Annotated in this window: 16 protein-coding genes and 1 tRNA gene; all 17 read left to right on the top strand. The window is 67.2% G+C overall.

Features of this window, described 5'->3' with window-relative positions:
• The first annotated feature begins 80 nt into the window (after window positions 1-80).
• Window positions 81-1,283, top strand: a complete 1,203-nt coding sequence (locus IEW22_RS00205) for an exonuclease SbcCD subunit D (protein WP_188584575.1) — start codon at window positions 81-83, stop codon at window positions 1,281-1,283.
• The gene (locus IEW22_RS00200; protein WP_188584574.1) at window positions 1,280-4,327 is read left to right on the top strand and encodes an AAA family ATPase; all 3,048 of its coding nucleotides are present in this window, start codon (window positions 1,280-1,282) and stop codon (window positions 4,325-4,327) included. The genes IEW22_RS00205 and IEW22_RS00200 overlap by 4 nt, the downstream gene beginning before the upstream one ends.
• Window positions 4,328-4,380: 53 nt before the next feature.
• A tRNA-Arg gene (locus IEW22_RS00195) sits at window positions 4,381-4,453 on the top strand.
• Between the two features lie 831 nt (window positions 4,454-5,284).
• Window positions 5,285-6,121, top strand: a complete 837-nt coding sequence (locus IEW22_RS00190) for a shikimate 5-dehydrogenase (protein ID WP_188584573.1) — start codon at window positions 5,285-5,287, stop codon at window positions 6,119-6,121.
• A 79-nt stretch (window positions 6,122-6,200) separates the two neighbouring features.
• Complete coding sequence (gene argS, locus IEW22_RS00185) at window positions 6,201-7,853, top strand: arginine--tRNA ligase (RefSeq protein ID WP_188584572.1); 1,653 nt, start codon at window positions 6,201-6,203, stop codon at window positions 7,851-7,853.
• On the top strand, window positions 7,850-9,271 hold the full coding sequence (lysA, locus tag IEW22_RS00180; protein WP_188584571.1) for a diaminopimelate decarboxylase: 1,422 nt from the start codon (window positions 7,850-7,852) through the stop codon (window positions 9,269-9,271). The genes argS and lysA overlap by 4 nt, the downstream gene beginning before the upstream one ends.
• Complete coding sequence (locus IEW22_RS00175) at window positions 9,268-10,641, top strand: homoserine dehydrogenase (protein ID WP_188584570.1); 1,374 nt, start codon at window positions 9,268-9,270, stop codon at window positions 10,639-10,641. Before lysA ends, IEW22_RS00175 begins: the two co-directional genes overlap by 4 nt.
• Entirely contained in the window at window positions 10,634-11,710 is a 1,077-nt protein-coding gene (thrC, locus tag IEW22_RS00170) for a threonine synthase (protein WP_188584569.1), read from the top strand. The genes IEW22_RS00175 and thrC overlap by 8 nt, the downstream gene beginning before the upstream one ends.
• A complete protein-coding gene (gene thrB / locus IEW22_RS00165) occupies window positions 11,707-12,684 on the top strand; it encodes a homoserine kinase (protein WP_373284114.1) in 978 nt (325 codons plus the stop codon). Before thrC ends, thrB begins: the two co-directional genes overlap by 4 nt.
• A gap of 433 nt (window positions 12,685-13,117) precedes the next feature.
• Complete coding sequence (rho, locus tag IEW22_RS00160; RefSeq protein ID WP_188584567.1) at window positions 13,118-15,157, top strand: transcription termination factor Rho; 2,040 nt, start codon at window positions 13,118-13,120, stop codon at window positions 15,155-15,157.
• A 223-nt stretch (window positions 15,158-15,380) separates the two neighbouring features.
• The gene (gene rpmE / locus IEW22_RS00155; RefSeq protein ID WP_188584566.1) at window positions 15,381-15,617 is read left to right on the top strand and encodes a 50S ribosomal protein L31; all 237 of its coding nucleotides are present in this window, start codon (window positions 15,381-15,383) and stop codon (window positions 15,615-15,617) included.
• A gap of 188 nt (window positions 15,618-15,805) precedes the next feature.
• On the top strand, window positions 15,806-16,897 hold the full coding sequence (prfA, locus tag IEW22_RS00150; protein WP_188584565.1) for a peptide chain release factor 1: 1,092 nt from the start codon (window positions 15,806-15,808) through the stop codon (window positions 16,895-16,897).
• Window positions 16,894-17,802, top strand: a complete 909-nt coding sequence (gene prmC, locus IEW22_RS00145; RefSeq protein ID WP_188584564.1) for a peptide chain release factor N(5)-glutamine methyltransferase — start codon at window positions 16,894-16,896, stop codon at window positions 17,800-17,802. The genes prfA and prmC overlap by 4 nt, the downstream gene beginning before the upstream one ends.
• A gap of 49 nt (window positions 17,803-17,851) precedes the next feature.
• Entirely contained in the window at window positions 17,852-18,505 is a 654-nt protein-coding gene (locus tag IEW22_RS00140) for an L-threonylcarbamoyladenylate synthase (protein WP_188584563.1), read from the top strand.
• Window positions 18,506-18,571: 66 nt separating this feature from the next.
• Complete coding sequence (locus tag IEW22_RS00135; protein WP_373284107.1) at window positions 18,572-19,954, top strand: MraY family glycosyltransferase; 1,383 nt, start codon at window positions 18,572-18,574, stop codon at window positions 19,952-19,954.
• A gap of 306 nt (window positions 19,955-20,260) precedes the next feature.
• Window positions 20,261-20,674 carry an ATP synthase subunit I gene (locus tag IEW22_RS00130; RefSeq protein WP_188584562.1) on the top strand — a complete coding sequence of 138 codons (414 nt, stop codon included), beginning with the start codon at window positions 20,261-20,263 and terminating at the stop codon, window positions 20,672-20,674.
• On the top strand, window positions 20,671-21,435 hold the full coding sequence (gene atpB / locus IEW22_RS00125) for a F0F1 ATP synthase subunit A (RefSeq protein WP_188584561.1): 765 nt from the start codon (window positions 20,671-20,673) through the stop codon (window positions 21,433-21,435). Before IEW22_RS00130 ends, atpB begins: the two co-directional genes overlap by 4 nt.
• Window positions 21,436-21,516 lie beyond the last annotated feature (81 nt).

Below are 21,516 nucleotides of genomic sequence, written 5' to 3'. Positions count from 1 at the left end.
TCCACAGCGGTGCGCGGTGGGACCCCACACGCCGCCCTGCCTTGCGCGGTTCTGTCGGTGGGCACCCCTACGGTTGTCGCATGCGGATCCTGCACACCTCGGACTGGCACCTCGGACGTACCTTCCACGGTGTCGATCTCCTCGACGATCAGCGTGCCGCCCTGGAGTCGATCGCCGACGTGGTTGCGGCTGCCGGCATCGACGTCGTGGTGGTCGCCGGAGACGTCTACGACCGCTCGGTACCCTCGGCAGGCGCAGTCGCGGTGTACGACGAGGGGCTGGCCCGTATCCGCTCGGCCGGAGCGCAACTCGTGGTCACCTCCGGCAACCACGACTCGCCCACGCGTCTGGGTGTCGGTTCGGCATTCGCCGCCGCCGGCGGACTCCACCTGCGCACCTCGATCGCCGGCATCACCGAGCCGGTGGTGGTGTCGGAGGGAGACACGTCGGTGGCCATCTACGGTATCCCGTATCTCGAACCCGACACCGCGCGGCGTGATGTCGGTGTCGAGACCGCGCGCAGTCACGCCGAGGTGCTGGGGGCCGCGATGGATCTGGTCCGTGCCGACCTCGCCGAGCGCCGCGCACACGCCGACGTCCCGCTGCGGTCGGTGGTGGCCGCGCATGCCTTCGTGGTCGGTGCGCAGGCGGGCGGTTCCGAGCGCTCGATCAGTGTGGGTGGTGTGGAAACCGTTGCGGCATCGACTTTCTCAGATGTCGACTATGTCGCACTCGGGCATCTGCATTCACCCCAGGAAATCACGCACGAAGTGCGTTACAGCGGTTCGCTGCTGCCGTATTCGTTCGGGGAACGCAGCGACCACAAGGCTGTGTGGATCCTCGACATCGAGGGGCATGCCCCGGTGCGTGTGACGCGCCACGACCTGCCGGTGATCCGCGGACTGAGTTCGCTGACCGGCACTCTCGACGAGCTCCTCACCGCGGCCGACTTCGCCGCCGCCGAGGAGCACTACGTGGAGGTCACGCTCACCGACGCGATCCGTCCGATCGACGCGATGCGTCAGCTGCGCGCGCGTTTTCCGCATGCGGTGCACGTGCAGTGGGCCCCGCCCGAACGCGAGGGCGGACTCGACTACCGGGCACGGGTCCGCGACCGCAACGACATCGAGATCGTCGAGGCATTCGTCGAGGACATGCGCGACGCCGCATCCGACGCCGAGCGGGCGCTGATCACGGCCGGGTTGACGGCGGTGGCGAGCGAGCCCGAGGAGATCCTCTCGCAGCGATCCGGTGAGATCACCGAGGTGGCCGCGTCGGCATGAGACTGCACCACCTGCGGATCCGCGCGTTCGGGCCGTTCGCCGACGAGGTCTCGATCGACTTCGACGAGATCGGTTGCGACGGACTCTTTCTGATGCACGGCCAGACCGGCGCGGGCAAGACCACCATCCTCGACGCGGTTGCCTTCGCGTTGTACGGACGAGTACCCGGCGCTCGTGACACCCACCGCCGGCTGCATTCCGATCACGCCGATCCGCAGGCGGTCCCCGAGGTCACCCTTGAGGCGACCATCGGTGGTCGGCGAGTGCGCATCCGCCGCTCGCCCGAATACGTGCGACCCAAGAAGCGCGGTAGCGGTACCACCAAGACCAATGCCAGCGCCACCCTGGTGTGGCTCGATGGATCGCGCCCTGATCTGACCCGCCTGCCCGAGATCGGTGAGGCCGTCACCGGCCTGCTGGGGATGAGTGCCGATCAGTTCTTCCAGGTGGTGCTGCTGCCCCAGGGTGACTTCGCGCGTTTCCTGCGGGCTCAGAACGACGAGCGTGAACAGCTGCTGGAGAAGCTGTTCGACACCGCCCGATTCGGTGATCTCGAGAATTGGCTACGCGACCGGGCGCGCACCGGTTCGGCGTTGCTCGCACAGCATTCCGACGCGGTGGACAGGCTCGCCGGGCAGATTGCCGCGGTCAGCGGCGGCGAGGTGCCGGCCGAGCCGGATATGGACTGGGCCGATTCGCGGCTGTCTGCGATGGAAGATGACGAACGTGGCGTCGCGGCCGAACTGGCCGCTGCTCGCACCGCCGCACGTCAGGCCCAGGAGGCGCTCGACACCGGCCGCACGCACAACGACCTGCGCGGGCGCGGTGAGAAGGCGGCGGCTCGACTGGTCGCGCTGCGTGAGGCCGAGCCGATGCTCGCCGCTGTCGATCAGTCCCTCGCCGCGGCCCGGCGAGCGGCGGTACTGGTGCCGCTGGCCGACGATGTCGATGCCGCGCTCACCGCGGGGGAGAAGGCTGAGGCGGCGCGGGTTCGAGCACAGACGCCGCTGATCGAGCTGCCGGAAGGTGACGAGCTGTGCGCCGGTCTCGTGTGGTCGCCCGAGATCGATGATGCTGCTGACGGCGACGGTCAACCCGATACCGCCGGGCATGCGGACGACGATTCCGCGATCGATCGCGCCATCACCGAATGGACCGCAGAATCGGGCAGGTGGGAGCCACTCGCGCGCCGCGTGAGCATGCGGCCGCAGATGATCTCCGACATCGAGAACATGGTGACCGAGATCGACCGGCTCCAGCGTCGGATCACCGACGATGACACGGCGCTCACGGCACTCCCGGTGCGCCGTGACGAGCTGGTCGCGACACTGACCGAGGCCACCCGGGCCGGCGCACGCGTTCCCGTGCTGGCAGCCGAACGTCGCGAGGTCGAATCCGTCGCCGCCGCGTTGTCGTCGCGAGAATCCCTGATCGCGACGATCTCCGAGAAGGAGCGAGAAGTCCTGGCGCTCAAGGACTTCCACTTGAATGCCCGCGAGACGCTCGTGCGGCTGCGGGAGCGCCGTATCGCCGGCATGGCCGCCGAGCTCGCACGGCAACTGGTCGACGGGCAGGCGTGTGCGGTGTGCGGTTCGTTGGTGCACCCACAGCCCGCGATGCACCCCGACGACGCCGAACGGGTCGGCGACGCCGAGGAGTCACGTGCTGTGGAGGCCGAGCGGAGCGCGGCCGATCGCTCGGCGGCAGCCGATGCCGAACTACGTGTTCTCCTCGATCGCCGCGAGGGTCTCGACGATGTCATCGGTGGGGCGATCGCGACCGAGGTCACCGCGCGGCTCACAGCTCTGGACGCTCAATTGTCCGAGGCCGAAGCTGTTGCGGCACAGGCTGATGTGCTCGAGCGGGAGATCACTCGGCTCGATGATCATGCGCAAGCGCTGCGTGCGCGCATCGGCGAGGCGCACGCACAGCTGGCCACCCTCGAGGAACGGATCGCAGGTGCTCGCGCCGATCTGACCGAACTCGACGACGTCGTCCGCAAGGCGACCGGCGGGGTCATGTCGGTGACCGAGCGTCGCGAACATCTCGCGCTGCTGTGCGCGCGGGCGTCAGCTGTGCGCGATACCCGTCGGGCAGCGCGCCAGGCCATCCGAACCCATCACGATCTCTCGATCCGGCTGCAGACACGGTGTGCCGAGGCCGGTTTCGGCGACGTCGCAGCCCTGCGTGACGCGGCCGCCGACGACCGTCAGATCGCCGAGTGGGACCGACGCCTGCGCGAGGCTGCTCAGATGAGGGCTGCAGCGCAAGAGACCGTCGATGACCCACAGGTCGCCCGTGCGCGTGAGGGCGAGGCCGCTGATGTCGCCGCACTCGAGGCACTCGCCGCGGCGGCGCGTACCCGCGCCGATGATGCGGCGGCGCGACACGGCGTCGCCGCGCAGCGGCTGGCCGACACCGCCGATTTCCGGTCGCAGTTCTGGGCCGCGCTCGACGTACTCGCCCCGTTGCAGGCCAAGCACGCCGAGCTGGCCGGTCTGGCAGAACTGGTCGCCGGTCGTGGTGCGAATGCCAAGAAGATGACGCTGCGGTCCTATGTACTGGCGGCGAGGCTGGAGGAGGTACTGGTCGCAGCTTCTGCTCGTCTACTCCAGATGTCCGCAGGCCGTTACGAATTCGCCCATTCGGATGCGGTCGGCCCACGTGGGCGTCGTGGTGGCCTGGGTATCGAGGTCCGTGACGGCTACACCGGTGTGGTCCGCGCCGCCACCACACTCTCCGGCGGTGAGACCTTCTTCGCTTCGCTGGCGCTGGCCCTGGGGCTCGCCGATGTGGTGTCCGCGGAGAGTGGAGGTCGGGTGCTCGACACCATCTTCATCGACGAGGGGTTCGGCAGCCTCGACCCCGAAGCCCTCGATCTGGTGATGGGTGTGCTCGACGAGTTGCGCTCGGGTGGACGTGTGGTGGGTGTGGTCAGCCACGTCGACGAGCTGCGCGCCCGCATCCCCGCGCAGCTGCAGGTGCTGCGCGGGGAGAGCGGATCGCGCGTGAGGGTGAGCGGAACTCTTCTCGCCACGCCGTGACCTGCCGATTCGGTCATGATCGGCGCGATGCGATAGGCTGATGCCCGCCCAGAGCCCCCGTAGCTCAGGGGATAGAGCGTCTGCCTCCGGAGCAGAAGGCCGTAGGTTCGAATCCTACCGGGGGCACAATCACATGACTTGGCGCGCCGCGGCTTCCGGCTCAGATGACGATCGGCGCTCCGGTGAGCAGGCTCCAGGCGCCTACAGCCAGGAACACCACCGGAACAACGCCGAGCGGACGGGGTCCCCGGCCAGGTAGCCCTCGCTGACCCACTGGATGAATTCTGTACTGCCCATGATGTTCTCCTGTTCGCGTGTGAAGTGGTTCGTCTGTGACGTGCACGATGTGCCCGTATCTGGCGAGGTGTCGAATGATCGAGACGGTGATCGAGACGGCGGGTCGGCCCGAGTCTCGAGCCGCCGCGTGGCAGGACCGCGACCAGGTGAGCTGTCGCGATCACGCGTGGGTTCTCCGAACGCCACACCACATGCATGTGCCCAGTAGATCGCATCGAGTAAAAGGATCGTTACCGGACGGCCTTGAGCGAGGAATGAATGCGAGAGGCGTGCTCGCTGCTCTGCTCTGTCCCGGCAACCCACCGTGTTCGGTTCAGGTGCACCGCTCCGTCGGCGAATGGCCCCGATTGCCCTGAGGTTCTGGTGGGTCGGCTGGTGGCCTTTGCATCCACAGCCCAGGCGGGACACTGAGCCCGCACATCACGAATCCATCAGTGGCACTGGCAGTTCCGTCGGGCATCCCACGCGCAATGCGGAGACCCCGATGAGGAGACACAACCCGCCGGCGTGACGGCGGGTGCGGGTACCGCGGACATCGCCGCGGGGAGAACAGACCCGTCGAACGTCGTCACGAGGTCGTGTCATCGTCGAGTCCCAGCGGGCGTCGGTCGGCGTCGTGACGTTCTCTCACGTGCACTCCCGATGAGTAGAGTCGGGCAAATGACACATGGCCACGAGCGCAGCCTCGACCGTGACACTGTCCTGTGTATCTCGCTGGCAGCGCGTCCGTCGAACATCGGGACACGCTTTCACAACTATCTCTACGACGAACTGGGTCTCAACTACGTCTACAAGGCGTTCGCTCCCACCGTCATCGTGGCGGCGGTGACCGGGATCCGCGGGCTCGGGATCCGAGGCGCCGGGGTGTCGATGCCGTACAAGGAGGACGTCATCGAGCTCGTGGACGTGCTGGAGCCGTCGGCGTCGGCGATCTCCTCGGTCAACACGATCGTCAACGATGACGGCCTCCTGCGCGCCTACAACACCGACTACCAAGCGGTGGCCGACCTACTCGCCGACGATGAGAACGATTTCGACACGTCCTGGCCGGTGGCGGTCGCCGGCAGCGGTGGAATGGCGAAGGCCGTGACCGCGGCACTGCGCGACACCGGGTTCACCGATGTGACCGTGGTCGCCCGCAACCCGGAGACGGGTCAGGCGCTGGCCGGTCAGTACGGCTTCGTCCACCGCACCGAGCTGTCCGACGCCTCGCCGCGGCTGCTCGTCAATGCGACGCCGGTCGGGATGGCCGGTGGACCCGCCGCGAATGACCTGCCCTTCGATGTCGCCGTGGTCGACAATGCACTCGGCGTGTTCGACGTGGTCGCGATGCCCGCCGAGACACCGCTGGTTCGTGCGGGCCGCGCCCGCGATATCCCCGTGATCAGCGGAGACGCCGTCATCGCGCTGCAGGCTGCGGCCCAGTTCACGCTGTACACGGGCGTCACCCCGAGCCCCGAGCAGATCCGCGTCGCATCGGAGTATTCGCGCAGCTGAGACATCGCGGGGTCGGCCGACGCCGTGGCAGCAGACCCGGGACGCCGCCTCCGGCTGCGAATCAATAGGATGGATGACCGTGACTCCTGCCGATCTCGCAGCGCAGATACGTGGCGCAACCGCAAACGTCCTCCGTGAACACGGACTGGACGAGACACTGCTGCCCGACACGGTGGACGTGGAGCGACCGCGCAACCCCGACCACGGTGACTACGCCACCAACGTGGCGTTGCGTCTGGGCAAGAAGGCCGGTGTCAACCCCCGCGACCTCGCCGGCTGGCTGGCCGACGAGCTGGCCACCGCCGACAACATCGCCGCGACCGACGTCGCCGGTCCGGGATTCGTGAACCTGCGGCTCTCGGCCGCCTCGCAGAGCACCATCGTCTCGGCGATCCTCGAGGCGGGTGCCGACTACGGACACGGCGATCTGATGGCGGACGCCGTGGTCAACCTCGAGTTCGTGTCCGCCAACCCCACCGGCCCGATCCACCTCGGCGGCACGCGCTGGGCGGCTGTCGGCGATGCCCTCGGTCGCGTCTTCACCGCCCAGGGCGCCGACGTGACGCGCGAGTACTACTTCAACGATCACGGCGCGCAGATCGACCGATTCGCCCGATCGCTCGACGCCGCCGCGCGAGGGCTGCCGACCCCCGAGGACGGCTACGGCGGCGACTACATCAGCGAGATCGCTGCACAGGTGGTCGCGCAGAAGCCCGACATCCTCGACCTCCCCGACGACGAGCGGGTCGAGGAGTTCCGGTCGCGCGGTGTCGCGTTGATGTTCGACGAGATCAAGTCGACGCTGCACACCTTCGGCACCGACTTCGACGTGTTCACCCACGAGAACAAGATGTTCGAGTCGGGTCTGGTCGACCGGCTGGTCACCGAGCTCAAGGACAACGGCAACCTCTACGAGAAGGACGGCGCCTGGTGGCTGCGGACCACCGCCTACGGCGACGACAAGGACCGTGTGGTCATCAAGAGCGACGGCGAAGCCGCCTACATCGCCGGTGACATCGCCTATTACCGCGACAAGCGTGATCGTGGCTTCAACCTGTGCCTGTACATGCTCGGCGCCGACCACCACGGCTACGTCAAGCGACTCAAGGCCGCCGCGGCGTCGTTGGGTGACGATCCGAACACCGTCGAGGTGCTCATCGGTCAGCTGGTGAACCTGGTGCGCGACGGCAAGCCGGTCCGGATGAGCAAGCGCGCCGGCACCGTGATCACCATGGAGGATCTGATCGACGCGGTGGGGGTCGACGCCGCCCGCTACTCGCTGATCCGCTCCTCGGTCGACGTGAACATCGACATCGACCTCGATCTGCTGACCAGCCAGTCGAATGAGAACCCGGTGTACTACGTGCAATACGCGCATGCCCGGCTGTCGGCCATCTCGCGTAACGCCGCCCCGTTGGGCATCTCGGCCTCCACCCAACACCTCGAGCTGCTCGACCATCCGGCCGAGGGCGAGCTGATCCGCACTCTCGGCGACTTCCCCGAGGTGGTGCGCACGGCTGCCGAACTCCGTGAGCCACACCGTGTCTCGCGATATCTGGAAACGTTGGCAGGGTCCTACCACCGCTTCTACGACAAGTGCCGGGTGCTGCCCCAGGGTGATGAGGAGGTCACCGACGTCAACTCGGCGCGGCTGGCACTGTGCGACGCGACCCGACAGATCCTGGCCAACGGCCTGGCCATGCTCGGCGTGAGCGCACCGGAGCGGATGTGAACGCCCATCCCGCCGGGCCTCGCCACGCCGAGGTGCCCGCCGCACCGCATCTGGCCGAACGTCCCAACGCCCCTGAGGAACTGGCGCAGCTGCCCGCAGCGGTGTGGCCGCGCAACGCCAGCCGTGGCGCCGACGGCGTGGTGCGACTGGCCGGTGTGTCGGTCGACGAGCTCGCGGCCGAGTACGGCACACCGCTGTTCGTGATCGACGAGGACGACTTCCGTTCGCGCTGTGCGGACATGCGTGCGGCCTTCGGCCCGTATGGCCGGGTGCACTACGCATCCAAGGCTTTTCTGTGCTCGGAGATCGCCCGGTGGGTGCGTGATGAGGGACTGTCGCTGGATGTGTGTACCGGCGGTGAGCTCGAGGTCGCGCTGCGAGCAGGATTTCCGGCGGAGCGAATCGCGTTGCACGGCAACAACAAATCCTCCGAAGAACTTGCTGCGGCGCTCGACGCCGGGGTGGGCCACATCGTGCTGGATTCACTGATCGAGATCGACCGGCTCGACGCCCTCGCGGCCGATCGCGGTGTTGTCGCCGACGTGCTCGTGCGTATCACCGTGGGCGTGGAGGCGCATACCCACGAGTTCATCGCCACTGCACACGAGGACCAGAAGTTCGGTTTCTCGCTGTCGGGTGGGGTCGCCATGGAGGCGGTGCGCCGTGTGTTCGCCACCGACAACCTGCGACTGGTCGGACTGCACAGTCACATCGGCTCGCAGATCTTCGACCTCGACGGGTTCGAACTTGCCGCGCACCGTGTGCTCGGACTGCTCGCCGAGATCGTCGACGAATTCGGTGTCGAGAAGACCGCACAGCTGGAGACGGTGGATCTCGGTGGGGGACTGGGCATCTCCTATATCCCCAGCGACGATCCGCCGCCGGTGGCCGACGTCGCCGCAAAACTGGGATCGATCGTGGAGACCGAATCCACACTCGTGGGTCTGCCGGTACCGACGCTCGCCGTCGAACCGGGCAGGGCCATCGCCGGACCGGGCACGGTGACGCTCTACCGGGTGGGCACCACCAAGGAGGTCTCCCTCGGTGCCGGCGGGCAGCGTCGATATGTCTCGATCGACGGCGGGATGAGTGACAACATCCGCACCGCGCTCTATGACGCCGAATACGACGTCCGACTGGTCTCCCGTGTTTCCGACGGTCCCGCGGCGGTCAGTCGGGTAGTCGGAAAGCACTGTGAGAGTGGCGATATCGTTGTCCGCGATTGTTGGCTCCCCGGTGACACCGCGCCAGGGGATCTGCTCGCGGTCGCTGCCACCGGCGCGTACTGCTACTCGATGTCCAACCGATACAACATGGCACCCCGTCCCGCGGTGGTCGCCGTCAAAGACGGGAAGTCGCGTCTGCTCCTGCGCCGCGAGACCGTCGAGGATCTGCTCAGCCTGGAGGTTCAGCAATGACACAGACCACACCGGATTCCGCCCGCACAGCGGTGGAATCCGATGCGGCCCATGCCGATCTGTCTCGGCGCCGCACCGACCGTATCGGTGTCGCCGTGCTGGGGGCGGGCAATGTCGGCAGTGAGGTGGTGCAGATCCTGCAGCGCAACGCCGAGGACCTGCGTGCCCGGGTGGGTGCCCGACTGGAACTGGTCGGTGTTGCGGTGCGCGACACCTCGCGTGATCGTGGCATCGATACCGAGCTGCTGACCGACGACCCGGCCGCGCTCGTGGTCCGCGACGACGTCGACATCGTGATCGAGCTGATCGGTGGTATCGATCCTGCGCGTGAGTTGATCAATGCCGCACTCGAGCACGGGAAGTCGGTGGTGACCGCCAACAAGGCGCTGCTCGCCGAGTACACCGGTGAGCTCTCGCAGGCCGCCGAGAAGGCCAATGTCGACCTGTATTTCGAGGCCGCCGTGGCCGGCGCGATCCCGGTGATCCGCCCGCTCATGCAGAGCCTGGCCGGCGACTCGGTGAACCGGGTTGCCGGAATCGTCAACGGCACCACCAACTTCATCCTCTCCTCGATGGCCGCCGACGGGCAGGACTATGACGTGGTCCTCGCCGAGGCAGGGCGACTCGGTTACGCCGAGGCCGATCCGACGGCCGACGTCGAAGGCTATGACGCGGCGGCGAAGGCGGCCATCCTCGCATCGCTCGCTTTCCACACACGGGTGACCGCCGCCGACGTCTACCGCGAGGGCATCACACACGTCACCGCCGCCGATCTCGAGTCGGCCCGCAAACTCGACTGCACCGTGAAACTGCTGGCGATCTGTGAACGCGTGGACGACGGCGCGGGCCACGAGCGCGTGTCGGCGCGGGTCTATCCCGCGCTCATCCCGCTCGATCATCCGCTGGCCTCGGTCGGCGGTGCCTTCAACGCCGTGGTGGTCGAGTCCGAGAACGCCGGACGGTTGATGTTCTACGGGCAGGGTGCCGGTGGTGCACCCACGGCGTCGGCGGTGCTCGGCGACACCGTGATGGCCGCCCGCAACCGGGTCTTCGGTGGCCGCGGTCCGCTGGAGTCGACCTATGCCTCGCTGCCGATCGCCCCCATCGGCGACATCAACACCCGCTACTACGTCTCGATGCGCGTCGCGGATCGTCCGGGCGTACTGTCCGCGGTGGCCGGTGAGTTCTCCAAGCGTGACGTGAGCATCGCGACCGTGCGTCAGCAGGGTGCCGGTGAGGACGCCCGGCTCGTGGTGGTCACACACTTCGCCAAGGATTCGGCTCTGTCGAAAACTGTTGAGGCGCTGAAAGATCTGGACTCGGTACGCAATGTGTCGAGTGTTCTTCGACTGGAGGTCACAGATGAATAGGGCACAGGCCCACCCGGGCTGGCCCGGTCTGATCGAGGCATATCGGGATCGGCTGCCGGTGGGCCCGGACTTCACGGTGGTGACGTTGCAGGAGGGCAACACGCCGCTGCTGCCCGCGCCGTACCTGTCCGAGCTCACCGGATGCGAGGTCTACCTGAAGGTCGAGGGTCTCAATCCGACCGGATCGTTCAAGGACCGCGGGATGACGATGGCCGTCTCGGATGCGGTGACCCGTGGTAAGCGTGCGGTGTTGTGTGCCTCCACCGGTAACACGTCGGCGTCGGCAGCCGCCTACGCCACCCGCGCCGGGATCACCTGTGCTGTGCTGATCCCCGAGGGAAAGATCGCCATGGGCAAACTCGCCCAGGCGGTGATGCACGGGGCCAAGATCATTCAGGTTCAGGGCAACTTCGACGACTGTCTCGAACTCGCTCGCAAGGCGACCGCGGAGTTCGATGAGATCGAGCTGGTGAACTCGGTCAATCCGGCTCGTATCGAGGGGCAGAAGACCGCGGCGTTCGAGATCGTCGACGTGCTCGGGCGCGCCCCCGATGTGCACGCGCTGCCGGTGGGCAACGCCGGCAACATCACCGCCTACTGGAAGGGCTACAGCGAGTACTACGCCGACGGTGTGTCGACGTCGCGACCGCGCATGCTCGGGGTTCAGGCGGCCGGTGCCGCGCCGCTGGTCAACGGTGCACCGGTGAAGAACCCGGAGACCATCGCCACCGCCATCCGTATCGGTTCGCCGGCCAGCTGGAACCAGGCCGTGGCGGCCAAGGAAGAGTCCGGCGGGGTCTTCCGCGCCGCGACCGACGAGAAGCTGCTCGAGGCGTACCGGATCGTCGCCGGGCATGAGGGCGTGTTCGTGGAGCCGGCGTCGGCGGCGAGTGTGGCGGGTCTGCTGGCCGCGCATGCCGACGGCTGGGTGAAGCCGGGCGAGACGGTGGTCTGCACGGTGACCGGCAACGGTCTCAAGGATCCCGACACGGCGCTGGCGGGCATCCCCACCGTCGAGGCGATCCCGGTCGACCCGGTGTCGGTCGCCCGCGCACTCGGTCTCGGCTGACCGTGGGCGCGGTGCTGCCTGTCGGCACGTCGACCTCCGTGCGCGTACCCGGTTCCTCGGCAAATCTCGGACCCGGATTCGACTGTCTCGGAATCGCTTTGGGCGTGAGCGACGATGTCGACGTCACGGTGGTCGATGAGGGACTGACCGTCGAGGTGACCGGGGAGGGTGCCGGCGGTGTCCCGCTGGACGAGGCGCACCTGGTGGTCCGCGCCCTGCGCCGTGGACTCGATGTGGCCGGTGTGTCGGCCCCCGGGCTGCATGTGCGCTGCGTCAACCGGATCCCCCACTCGCGGGGACTCGGTTCGTCCGCGGCCGCGGCCGTGGGGGGATTGGCCGCCGCGTCGGGTCTGGTGTCAGCGGCCGGAGTGGCACCGCGATTCGGTCACGATGAGTTGATCCAGTTGTCGAGCGAGTTCGAGGGTCACCCCGACAACGCCGCGGCCAGCGTGCTCGGTGGTGCGGTGGTGTCGTGGACCGAGGTGGCCGACGCAGGATCGGCCGCATCGGGTGCGGACTCGGCAGCCGAGGCCTCCGCGGGTGGGTGCAGGTACTTCGCTCGATCGATCCCATTGCACGACGACCTCGCGGTGTCGGCCTTCGTGCCCGCCGTCGAGTCCTCGACCAGCGTGACGCGTGGGCTGCTGCCCGACTCCGTCGCGCGCGCCGATGCAGTGTTCAACGTGTCCCGCTCGGCGCTGGCGGTCATCGCGCTCTCGCGCGACCCGGAATGTCTCTTCGCCGCAACACAAGACCGGCTCCACCAGCACTACCGTGCCCCCGTGATGCGTCCGAGTGCCGAACTCGTCGCCGGGTTACGTCAGATGGGTCTGGCCGCGGTGATCTCGGGAGCCGGGCCGACGGTGCTGGTGCTTCGCTGGAAGTCACTGCCGCCAGCGGCCGGTGAACTGGCCGCCCGCCTGGGCTTTTCGGTGGTCGAGCCGCCGATCGCCGACGGTGTCTCGATCGTCTGACATCTCGGCGTCACGGCATGGCCGCTTCCGCACTCGGTTCGGGCGGGGAATGACACGCCCGCTCGCCGTTGTTGCTGTATTTGGCGCAGATGGTTAGCATGTATCCGTCTAGCCGCGCAAGCTGCCCGACCGCCGGGCGTGACATCCGCTCACGAGCCGGTACCCAATTCGGAACTCTCGAGTGATTGTCGCCGACGGCGTGTTCGTCTGAAGGAATCTTCGTCCAACTGAGGATTTCCAGACCTGCCCGATCGGCCTCTCAGCCCCCCGAGCGGATTGCGCAAACCAGACCCAGTGACTTCGTTCCAGCGTTCACGGCGCCATCACCACTGACCCCGTGTACGGCGAGGTGGGCACAGAAACCCCGCGCATCGTGGAACACCAGAAGAACCCTCTGCCGGCGTGTCGCCACCAGAGGAACGAAAGGATATCCGTGACGGATACGGACCTCATCACCACACCCGCCGTCGACACCGAATCCCCGGCCGCACCGCGTCGGCGCGGTGGAAGTGGGCTCTCGGGGATGGTGCTCACCGAACTGCGCTCGCTCGCCGGTGAACTCGGTATCAAGGGCACCTCGGGGATGCGCAAGGGCGACCTCATCGCCGCGATCCAGGAGCGTCAGAGCTCCGGTCCCGCCGCCACCGCGGCGACCTCGACCCGGCCGGCGCGCACCCGTCGCGCGGCTGCGCCCGAGGGTCAGACCAGCATCGACGGTGTGGGTGAGGCTCCCGCACAGAAGTCGGGTGCCGACAAGAGTGCTGCCGACAGTGGCGCCGACAAGGCAGTGTCCGCCGACGATGCGCCGACCGCGCGCGGCGAGGACGCTCGGGCCGAGAAGTCCGCTGCCCGTGATCCGCAGCGCACCGATCAGTCGGGCACCGATCAGCCGAGCACTGACAAGCGCAACACCGACAAGCAGGCCACCGATACCGCAGACGACGCCGACGCGACGCGGGGCAGTGCGCGTGGGGAGTCGGGCAACCGGACGCGTCGCGAGCGTGACCGTCGCGATCGGGGTGACAACAACCGCGACAACCGGAACGAGAACAACCACCGGGGGGGTGACAACACTCGCGGTGACAACAACCGCGGTGACAACAACCGCGGGGAGAGCAACAACCGCGGTGACGGCGACAGCACTCGCAGCGGCAACGACTCCGGGTCGTCGAACAGCTCCAACGGGGCCCACCACAACAATCGCGACAATCGCGACGACGACGAGGGCGGCTCGCGGGGTCGCCGCGGTCGTCGCTTCCGCGAACGTCGCCGTGGGCGCGACCGTGATTCCTCCGGTGGCAACGACACCCAGGTCTCCGACGACGACGTGTTGGCGCCCGTCGCCGGCATCCTCGACGTCCTCGACAACTACGCCTTCGTGCGTACGTCGGGCTACCTCGCCGGGCCGAATGACGTCTACGTGTCGATGAACCTCGTGCGCAAGAACGGGTTGCGTCGCGGTGACGCGGTGACCGGCGCGGTGAAGGTGCCTCGCGAGGGCGAGCAGCAGAATCAGCGTCAGAAGTTCAACCCGCTGGTCCGCCTGGACACCGTCAACGGGATGGACGTCGAGAGTGCGCGTAAGCGTCCCGAGTTCAACAAGCTCACGCCGCTGTACCCGAATCAGCGTCTGCGCCTGGAGACCACCAAGGAACGCCTCGACACCCGCGTGATCGATCTGATCATGCCGATCGGCAAGGGGCAGCGTGCACTGATCGTGTCCCCGCCGAAGGCCGGTAAGACCACGATTCTGCAGGACATCGCGAACGCGATCGCCACCAACAACCCCGAATGCCACCTCATGGTCGTGCTCGTCGACGAGCGTCCCGAGGAGGTGACCGACATGCAGCGCTCGGTCAAGGGTGAGGTCATCGCCTCGACCTTCGATCGGCCGCCGTCAGATCACACCTCGGTGTCCGAGCTGGCGATCGAGCGCGCGAAGCGACTGGTGGAACAGGGCAAGGACGTCGTGGTCCTCCTGGACTCGATCACCCGCCTGGGCCGCGCCTACAACAACGCCTCGCCGGCGTCCGGACGCATCCTCTCCGGTGGTGTCGATTCCACCGCGCTGTACCCGCCCAAGCGGTTCCTCGGTGCGGCACGCAACATCGAGAACGGCGGCTCGCTCACGATCATCGCATCGGCGCTGGTGGAGACCGGTTCGACCGGTGACACGGTGATCTTCGAGGAGTTCAAGGGCACCGGCAACGCCGAGCTCAAACTCGACCGCAAGATCGCCGACCGCCGGGTGTTCCCGGCTGTGGACGTCAACCAGTCGAGCACCCGTAAGGACGAACTGCTCATGGCGCCCGACGAGTTCGCGGTGGTCCACAAGCTCCGTCGCGTGCTGTCGGGTCTGGACTCCCAGCAGGCCATCGACCTGCTGATCAGTCAGCTGCGCAAAACCCAGAACAACGTCGAGTTCCTGATGCAGGTGCAGAAGACCGCACCCGGGTCGATGGCCGACGACTGAGTTCGTACCAGTTCAGCGTTCGTACGAGCTCAGCGTTCGTACGAGCTCAGCGTTCGCACGGCCGGCAATCGCACGGTCAGGACCTGATCGCGATCGTGCCGTTTCCGACCGCGATTTCCGTCGGGGCCTGCAGCGATGGCATACTGATCGGTCGAGTCCGGTTCCGGTTCACGCCGCCGAATCCACGGCGGTGACCCGGCGACCACCAGAAAGGGACACCAGAATGAAGCAGGGAATCCATCCCGAGTACCACGAGACCACCGTGCTCTGCGGCTGCGGCGCCACATTCGCCACGCGCAGCACCCGCCCCGAGGGTCAGATCACGGTCGAGGTCTGCTCGCAGTGCCACCCGTTCTACACGGGCAAGCAGAAGATCCTCGACACCGGCGGCCGGGTGGCTCGCTTCGAGGCTCGCTACGGCAAGCGCGAGCGCGGCGGCAAGGCGACTGCCGACAAGTAGTCACGTCCAACCGACGCCCGTCCTCCCTGAACCGGAGGCGGGCGTCGGTTGTTTTTTGTGCGGGTCGTGCCGCCATCGATCGCCGCGCGCTCCACGGCGGGGCGCGCGGGCACATGCACCATCACACCCATCAGCTGTAGGACCGGTTCGTCATCCGGACTGGCTGTACACCGAGAGGAGTCCCAGAGATGACCGTTCGCGACGACAGCGGCCGCGATCAGTCGGCGATCGACGACATCCTCGCCGAACACGCTGGTCTCGAACAGCAACTCGCCGACCCGTCACTGCACGACGATCCGGCACTCGCCCGACGTGTCGGCAAGCGGTTCGCCGAGCTCGCACCGGTGATGGCGACCTATACGCGTCTGCGTTCGGCCCGTGAGGACCTCAGTGCGGCAAGGGAACTGGCTGCCGATGATGCCTCGTTCGCCGGCGAGGTGACCGAACTGGAGAACACCGTCGAGGAACTCGACGCGACGCTGACCGACCTGCTCGCGCCGCGCGACCCGCACGACGGTGACGACGTGGTGCTCGAGATCAAATCCGGTGAGGGCGGCGAGGAATCGGCGCTGTTCGCCTCGGATCTGGCCAGGATGTACCTGCGTTATGCAGAACAGCACGGCTGGAAAGCGCAGATCATCGGCGTGACCGAATCCGATCTCGGTGGCTACAAGGACGCGATCATCTCGGTGAAGAGCCGGGGCGACGAACGCGACGGCGTCTGGTCGCGGCTGAAGTTCGAGGGCGGGGTGCACCGGGTGCAGCGTGTGCCGGTCACCGAATCACAAGGCCGCATCCACACCTCGGCGGCGGGTGTGTTCATCTATCCCGAACCCGACGAGGTCGAACAGGTGCAGATCGACGACTCGGATCTGCGTGTGGACGTCTACCGCAGCTCCGGCAAGGGCGGACAGGGCGTGAACACCACCGACTCGGCGGTGCGGCTGACACATCTGCCCACCGGCATCGTCGTGACGTGCCAGAACGAGCGCTCGCAGTTGCAGAACAAGGCGCGTGCGATGGCCGTCCTCGCCGCGCGGCTGCAGGCCCTCGCCGAGGAGGAGGCGGCCAGCGAGGCGGCCGAAGGGCGTGCGGCGCAGGTGCGCACGGTCGACCGGTCCGAACGCATCCGCACCTACAACTTCCCGGAGAATCGCATCACCGACCACCGGATCGGCTACAAGGCGCACAATCTCGACGCGGTGCTCGACGGCGACATGGACGCCCTGCTCGATGCGCTGGTCGCCGCCGACAGGCAGGCGCGTCTGGAGGCCGAATGAGTCCTGAGCCGGCGACTCCTCATCCGGTGGGTACCGACCCGGCAGGTGAGCAGCGCCGGTCGCTGCTCGCCGTGGCGACGAGGACCCTCGCGGCGGCGGGCATCGACAGTGCCGCGGCCGAGGCCTCGCTACTGCTCGCTCACACCCTCGGCGTGGAGCCCGGACGTCTGATCCTCGTCGATGTCGTGGATTCGGAGATGTCGCGCAGTTTTCTCGATCTCGTCGCCCGTCGCAGCGCCCACACGCCGCTGCAACATCTGACCGGCCGCGCGCACTTCGGTGGTGTCGATCTCGCGGTGGGACCTGGCGTGTTCATCCCGCGCCCCGAGACCGAATTGTTGCTCGAATGGGCCGCCCCGAGTCTGACTGCCGCGAGCGTCGCAGTCGACCTCTGCAGCGGCAGCGGGGCGCTGGCGCTGGGGATGGCCGCGAGCGCTCGGCAGCTTCGGGTACACGCTGTGGAGAACAGCGCCAGTGCCTTGGAATGGTTGCGCCGCAACGTATCCGAGGCCGGCGAGGCCGGCGAACGGGTCGCCGTCCACGACGCGGACGTGACAGACCGTGAGCTCCCGGTACGCCTGGGACTCCACGGCGCGGTGGATGTGGTTCTGACCAATCCGCCCTACATCCCGGTGACCGACGAGCTACCGGCCGACGTCGAGGGCCACGATCCGCATGAGGCGCTGTTCGGCGGCGGCGACGGCATGGCGGTCATCACCCCGATGATCGGGGTGATCGCCGATCTGCTGCGGGACGGGGGAGTGGTGGCACTCGAACACGATGACAGCACGGCGCACGCGGTCATCGCAGCGTTCGCCGCCGAGGGCGCCTTCGCGGACGTGACCGCCCACCGTGATCTGGCCGGGCGTCCGCGGTTCGTGACCGCGCGGCGCACCGGACGGTGACCGGCGGGCACCGGCTGACGGCTCTCGGGCTTCTGGCAGGATTGCAGCCGTGAGCACAGTGTTCGACTGCAACGATCCCGATTCGCACGCGGTGGGCGTCCAGGCCGCCGTCGGCGCCGCCAAGGCCGGCCGGCTCGTGGTACTACCCACCGACACGCTGTACGGGATCGGTTGTGACGCTTTCGATTCCGAGGCAGTCGCTGCGCTGCTCGCGGCCAAGGGTCGCGGCCGGGACATGCCGGTGCCGGTACTCGTCGGCTCGTGGCACACGGTCGACGGGCTGATCCTGAGCGTCTCGCAGACCGCTCGCGACCTCGTCGAGGCGTTCTGGCCGGGCGGACTGAGCCTCGTGGTGGCACAGGCGCCTTCGTTGTCGTGGGATCTCGGTGACACCTCCGGGAGCGTGATGCTGCGGATGCCGCTGCATCCCGTGGCCATCGAGGTGCTGCGTGAAGTGGGACCGATGGCGGTGTCGAGCGCGAACGTGTCGGGTCAGCCGCCGGCGGTCACCGTCGATCAGGCGCGCGATCAGCTGGGTGAGTCGGTGGCGGTCTACCTCGACGGCGGACCCGCGGCCAAGGCGGTGGCCTCGACGATCGTCGATCTCACCGACACCGAACCGCGCATCCTGCGTGAGGGCGCGGTGACCGCCGCGCAGGTCTCCGACGTGGTGGGCGTGGATGTGGCGACACTGTTGCGGTGATCCGATGGCCGCGATTGCGGCGATGGATACACCGGGCGGTCTGTCGGCGCTAGTACCGTGATCCCTGTGGTCAACCTGGCGTCGCATGCCGTGGCCGCGGAGGAATTCGCGGGTGCGGGTGTCCCATATCGCGAGCTGATGCTCGTCGGGATCGCCGCTGCCCTCATCACCTACTTCGCCACTGCGGTGGTCCGGGTGGTGGCCGTGCGGTTCGGTGCGGTCGCGGTGCCTCGCGTGCGCGATGTCCACAGCGTGCCCACTCCGCGCCTCGGTGGCGTCGGAATGTACGCCGGTGTGGTGGCCGCCTTTCTCGTCGCCTCACAGCTTCCGGCGCTGACCAGGGGATTCGCCTACAGCAAAGACGTCATGGCGGTGATCGCCGCCGGCGGTGTGATCGTGATCGTCGGCATCATCGACGATCGGTGGGGACTCGACGCACTCACCAAGTTCGTCGGCCAGCTCACTGCCGCCGGGGTGCTCGTGGTGATGGGCGTGAGTTGGAACGTGGTCCCGGTGCCATTCGGCAATGTCGGAACCGTGGTGCTCGACCCGTTGCAGGCGGGTCTGCTGACCATCGCGATCACCGTCGCCACCATCAACGCCGTCAACTTCGTCGACGGCCTCGACGGTCTGGCAGCCGGACTGGGGCTCATCGCAGCGCTGGCCATCGGCCTGTTCTCACTCGGTCTGCTCAACGAGCAGGGCGGCAACGTCAGCTATTACTCACCGGCGCTGATCGCCGCGGCGCTCGCGGGCGCCTGCCTGGGGTTCCTTCCCCACAACTTCCAGCCGGCCCGCATCTTCATGGGGGACTCGGGATCGATGTTGATCGGCCTGATGCTCGCCGCGGCGGCGACCAGCGCCTCCGGCCGGATCGCGGTGAACGCCTACGGCCCGGCCGACGTGTTCACCCTGCTCTCGCCGCTCATCCTGGTGGCCGGCGTCATGTTCATCCCGATGCTCGACATGCTGATGGCGATCGTGCGCCGAACCCGCGCCGGCGTCGGCTTCTCCACACCCGACAAGATGCATCTGCATCACCGCCTGCTGGGTCTCGGGCACTCTCACCGCCACACGGTGCTGCTCATCTATCTGTGGGTGGCGGTGCTGGCATTCAGCGCGGCTGCGAGCAGGATCTACCCGATCGCCGTGGTGGCGCCGGCGCTCGGCGCGGGGCTGATCGTGGCCTTGATCGCCACGATCGTGCCGCGTCTGCGCAGGCAGTGGGCACAATCGACAACACATCGCCGACGTGGCCAACGCGAGCGACCAGTCGGGGAGCGGGCGCGAGCCCAGGCGACGCCGACCCGGCGCCGGGCGGGTGAGACGATGTCGGCGGCGGCTGCGCGCACCTCGGCGCGTGCGGTGTCCGATGCCCCGACGGCCCCGATGCCCCGTACCGCTCCCGCCGATGTCCGCTCCGCTGATATCGGGCGTAAAGGGATCTAGTACTATCCCCCGTAGTAGATTCAAGTGCTCAGGTAGCGGGCGGAATCGAGGTCGAGAGACCCCGGTTTCTCCAAGCCTCCGAGTGTTGATAGGGTCACAGGCGAATTGGACAGACGCCCCAACGTCAGCGGGCCGGATGGTCGGGAATGCCGCAGGTCGACCCGACTGAGCTTCCCGGTTCGGCAATGTCGAAGGGTACTGCGGAGGCGTCGACCACATCGTTGGCACACCAGGCGAGATCAGATCACCCCGAGCTGACAGTCCACGTGTGTCCGCGTGAAGTTGTGAAGTTTGAGGAGAAGGCAGATGACGACGTCAGCCCCGGGCTCGGCGCCTGTGTATCCGCACGCGCCGTTGTCCTTCCGGGTCCCGGCGGTGATCGCGGTGCTCGCCGTCGTCATCGCACTGGTGATCAGTGGACTGGTCGGACACATCGCCTTCGGCCTCTGGTTCGCACTGGGTGCGGCGCTGATCTTCGGCAACGCATTCCTCGTCCGCGGAACGGTTTCGGCCATCACCGCCGAGGAGAACCCTCGTAAGAAGCCGCTGGTCTTCAACACAGCGGTGCGTCTGGGCATCATCACGGTCTTCGCGCTCGTGATCGCATTCTTCTTCCGTCCCGAAGGCCTGGGCGTCATGTTCGGCCTCGCGGTGTGCCAGGTGATCTTGGTGCTGGCCACCGTCCTTCCCGTGATGAAAGGACTCCGCAACCAGTCATGAGCGACGTCTCGTACCTGGCCGAAGGTCAAGAATCGAAAATCCACGTCGGCGAACACGACTACGGCCACATCTTCGGGCAGACGGTCAACCTCGACACCATCCTCGGAACGCTCATCGCGGCGGCCGTCGTCCTCGTGTTGGCGTTCGTCCTGCGCTACAAGTACACCTCGGGCGTACCCGGCAAGGTGCAGCTGTACTGGGAGACCGTCACCATCCAGATGCGCAGCCAGATCGAGAGTTCGATCGGCATGAAGATCGCGCCGTTCGTGCTCCCGCTCGCGGTGGCGCTGTTCACCTTCATCCTGGCGGCCAACTGGATCGCGGTGTTGCCGATGCAGTACGGCAATTCCGACGGCTCCACCGGTGAGTGGCTCAAGGCGCCCGCATCCGACGTCAACTTCGTCTACCCGCTCGCCTTGGTGGTCTTCTTCGGTTACCACGCAGCAGGTTTCAAGCGCAACGGTCTGCTGGGATACCCCAAGAAGCTGGTCAAGGGCCATGTCGCATTCCTCGCCCCGATCAACATCATCGAGGAGATCGCCAAGCCCGTGTCGCTGTCACTGCGACTCTTCGGCAACATCTTCGCCGGCGGCATCATGGTCTCGCTGATCGCGCTGTTCCCGCCGTACATCCTCTGGGCGCCCAACACGGTCTGGAAGCTCTTCGACCTGTTCGTCGGCCTGATCCAGGCATTCATCTTCGCGCTGCTGACGATCCTGTACTTCAGCCAGTCGATGGAGAAGGCCGACTCGCACCACTGACACTCGATCTCCCGGTGCAGATCACCGGGAGACAAGCCCGGCGGCGACCGACAGGCGCCTCCCGAACACCCCCAAAAGCTG

This window comes from Gordonia jinhuaensis, assembly GCF_014639795.1.
Classification (GTDB): domain Bacteria; phylum Actinomycetota; class Actinomycetes; order Mycobacteriales; family Mycobacteriaceae; genus Gordonia_B; species Gordonia_B jinhuaensis.
This window is presented reverse-complemented; position numbering and strand designations above follow the sequence as displayed.

What these genes read in the sequence shown, in the direction of transcription:
- prmC (WP_188584564.1), top strand. Translation starts at nt 16,894, where the DNA reads ATGAGTCCTGAGCCGGCGACTCCTCATCCGGTGGGTACCGACCCGGCA.
- IEW22_RS00190 (WP_188584573.1), top strand. Translation starts at nt 5,285, where the DNA reads ATGACACATGGCCACGAGCGCAGCCTCGACCGTGACACTGTCCTGTGT.
- IEW22_RS00130 (WP_188584562.1), top strand. Translation starts at nt 20,261, where the DNA reads ATGACGACGTCAGCCCCGGGCTCGGCGCCTGTGTATCCGCACGCGCCG.
- atpB (WP_188584561.1), top strand. Translation starts at nt 20,671, where the DNA reads ATGAGCGACGTCTCGTACCTGGCCGAAGGTCAAGAATCGAAAATCCAC.
- thrC (WP_188584569.1), top strand. Translation starts at nt 10,634, where the DNA reads ATGAATAGGGCACAGGCCCACCCGGGCTGGCCCGGTCTGATCGAGGCA.
- IEW22_RS00205 (WP_188584575.1), top strand. Translation starts at nt 81, where the DNA reads ATGCGGATCCTGCACACCTCGGACTGGCACCTCGGACGTACCTTCCAC.
- IEW22_RS00200 (WP_188584574.1), top strand. Translation starts at nt 1,280, where the DNA reads ATGAGACTGCACCACCTGCGGATCCGCGCGTTCGGGCCGTTCGCCGAC.
- rpmE (WP_188584566.1), top strand. Translation starts at nt 15,381, where the DNA reads ATGAAGCAGGGAATCCATCCCGAGTACCACGAGACCACCGTGCTCTGC.
- prfA (WP_188584565.1), top strand. Translation starts at nt 15,806, where the DNA reads ATGACCGTTCGCGACGACAGCGGCCGCGATCAGTCGGCGATCGACGAC.
- IEW22_RS00175 (WP_188584570.1), top strand. Translation starts at nt 9,268, where the DNA reads ATGACACAGACCACACCGGATTCCGCCCGCACAGCGGTGGAATCCGAT.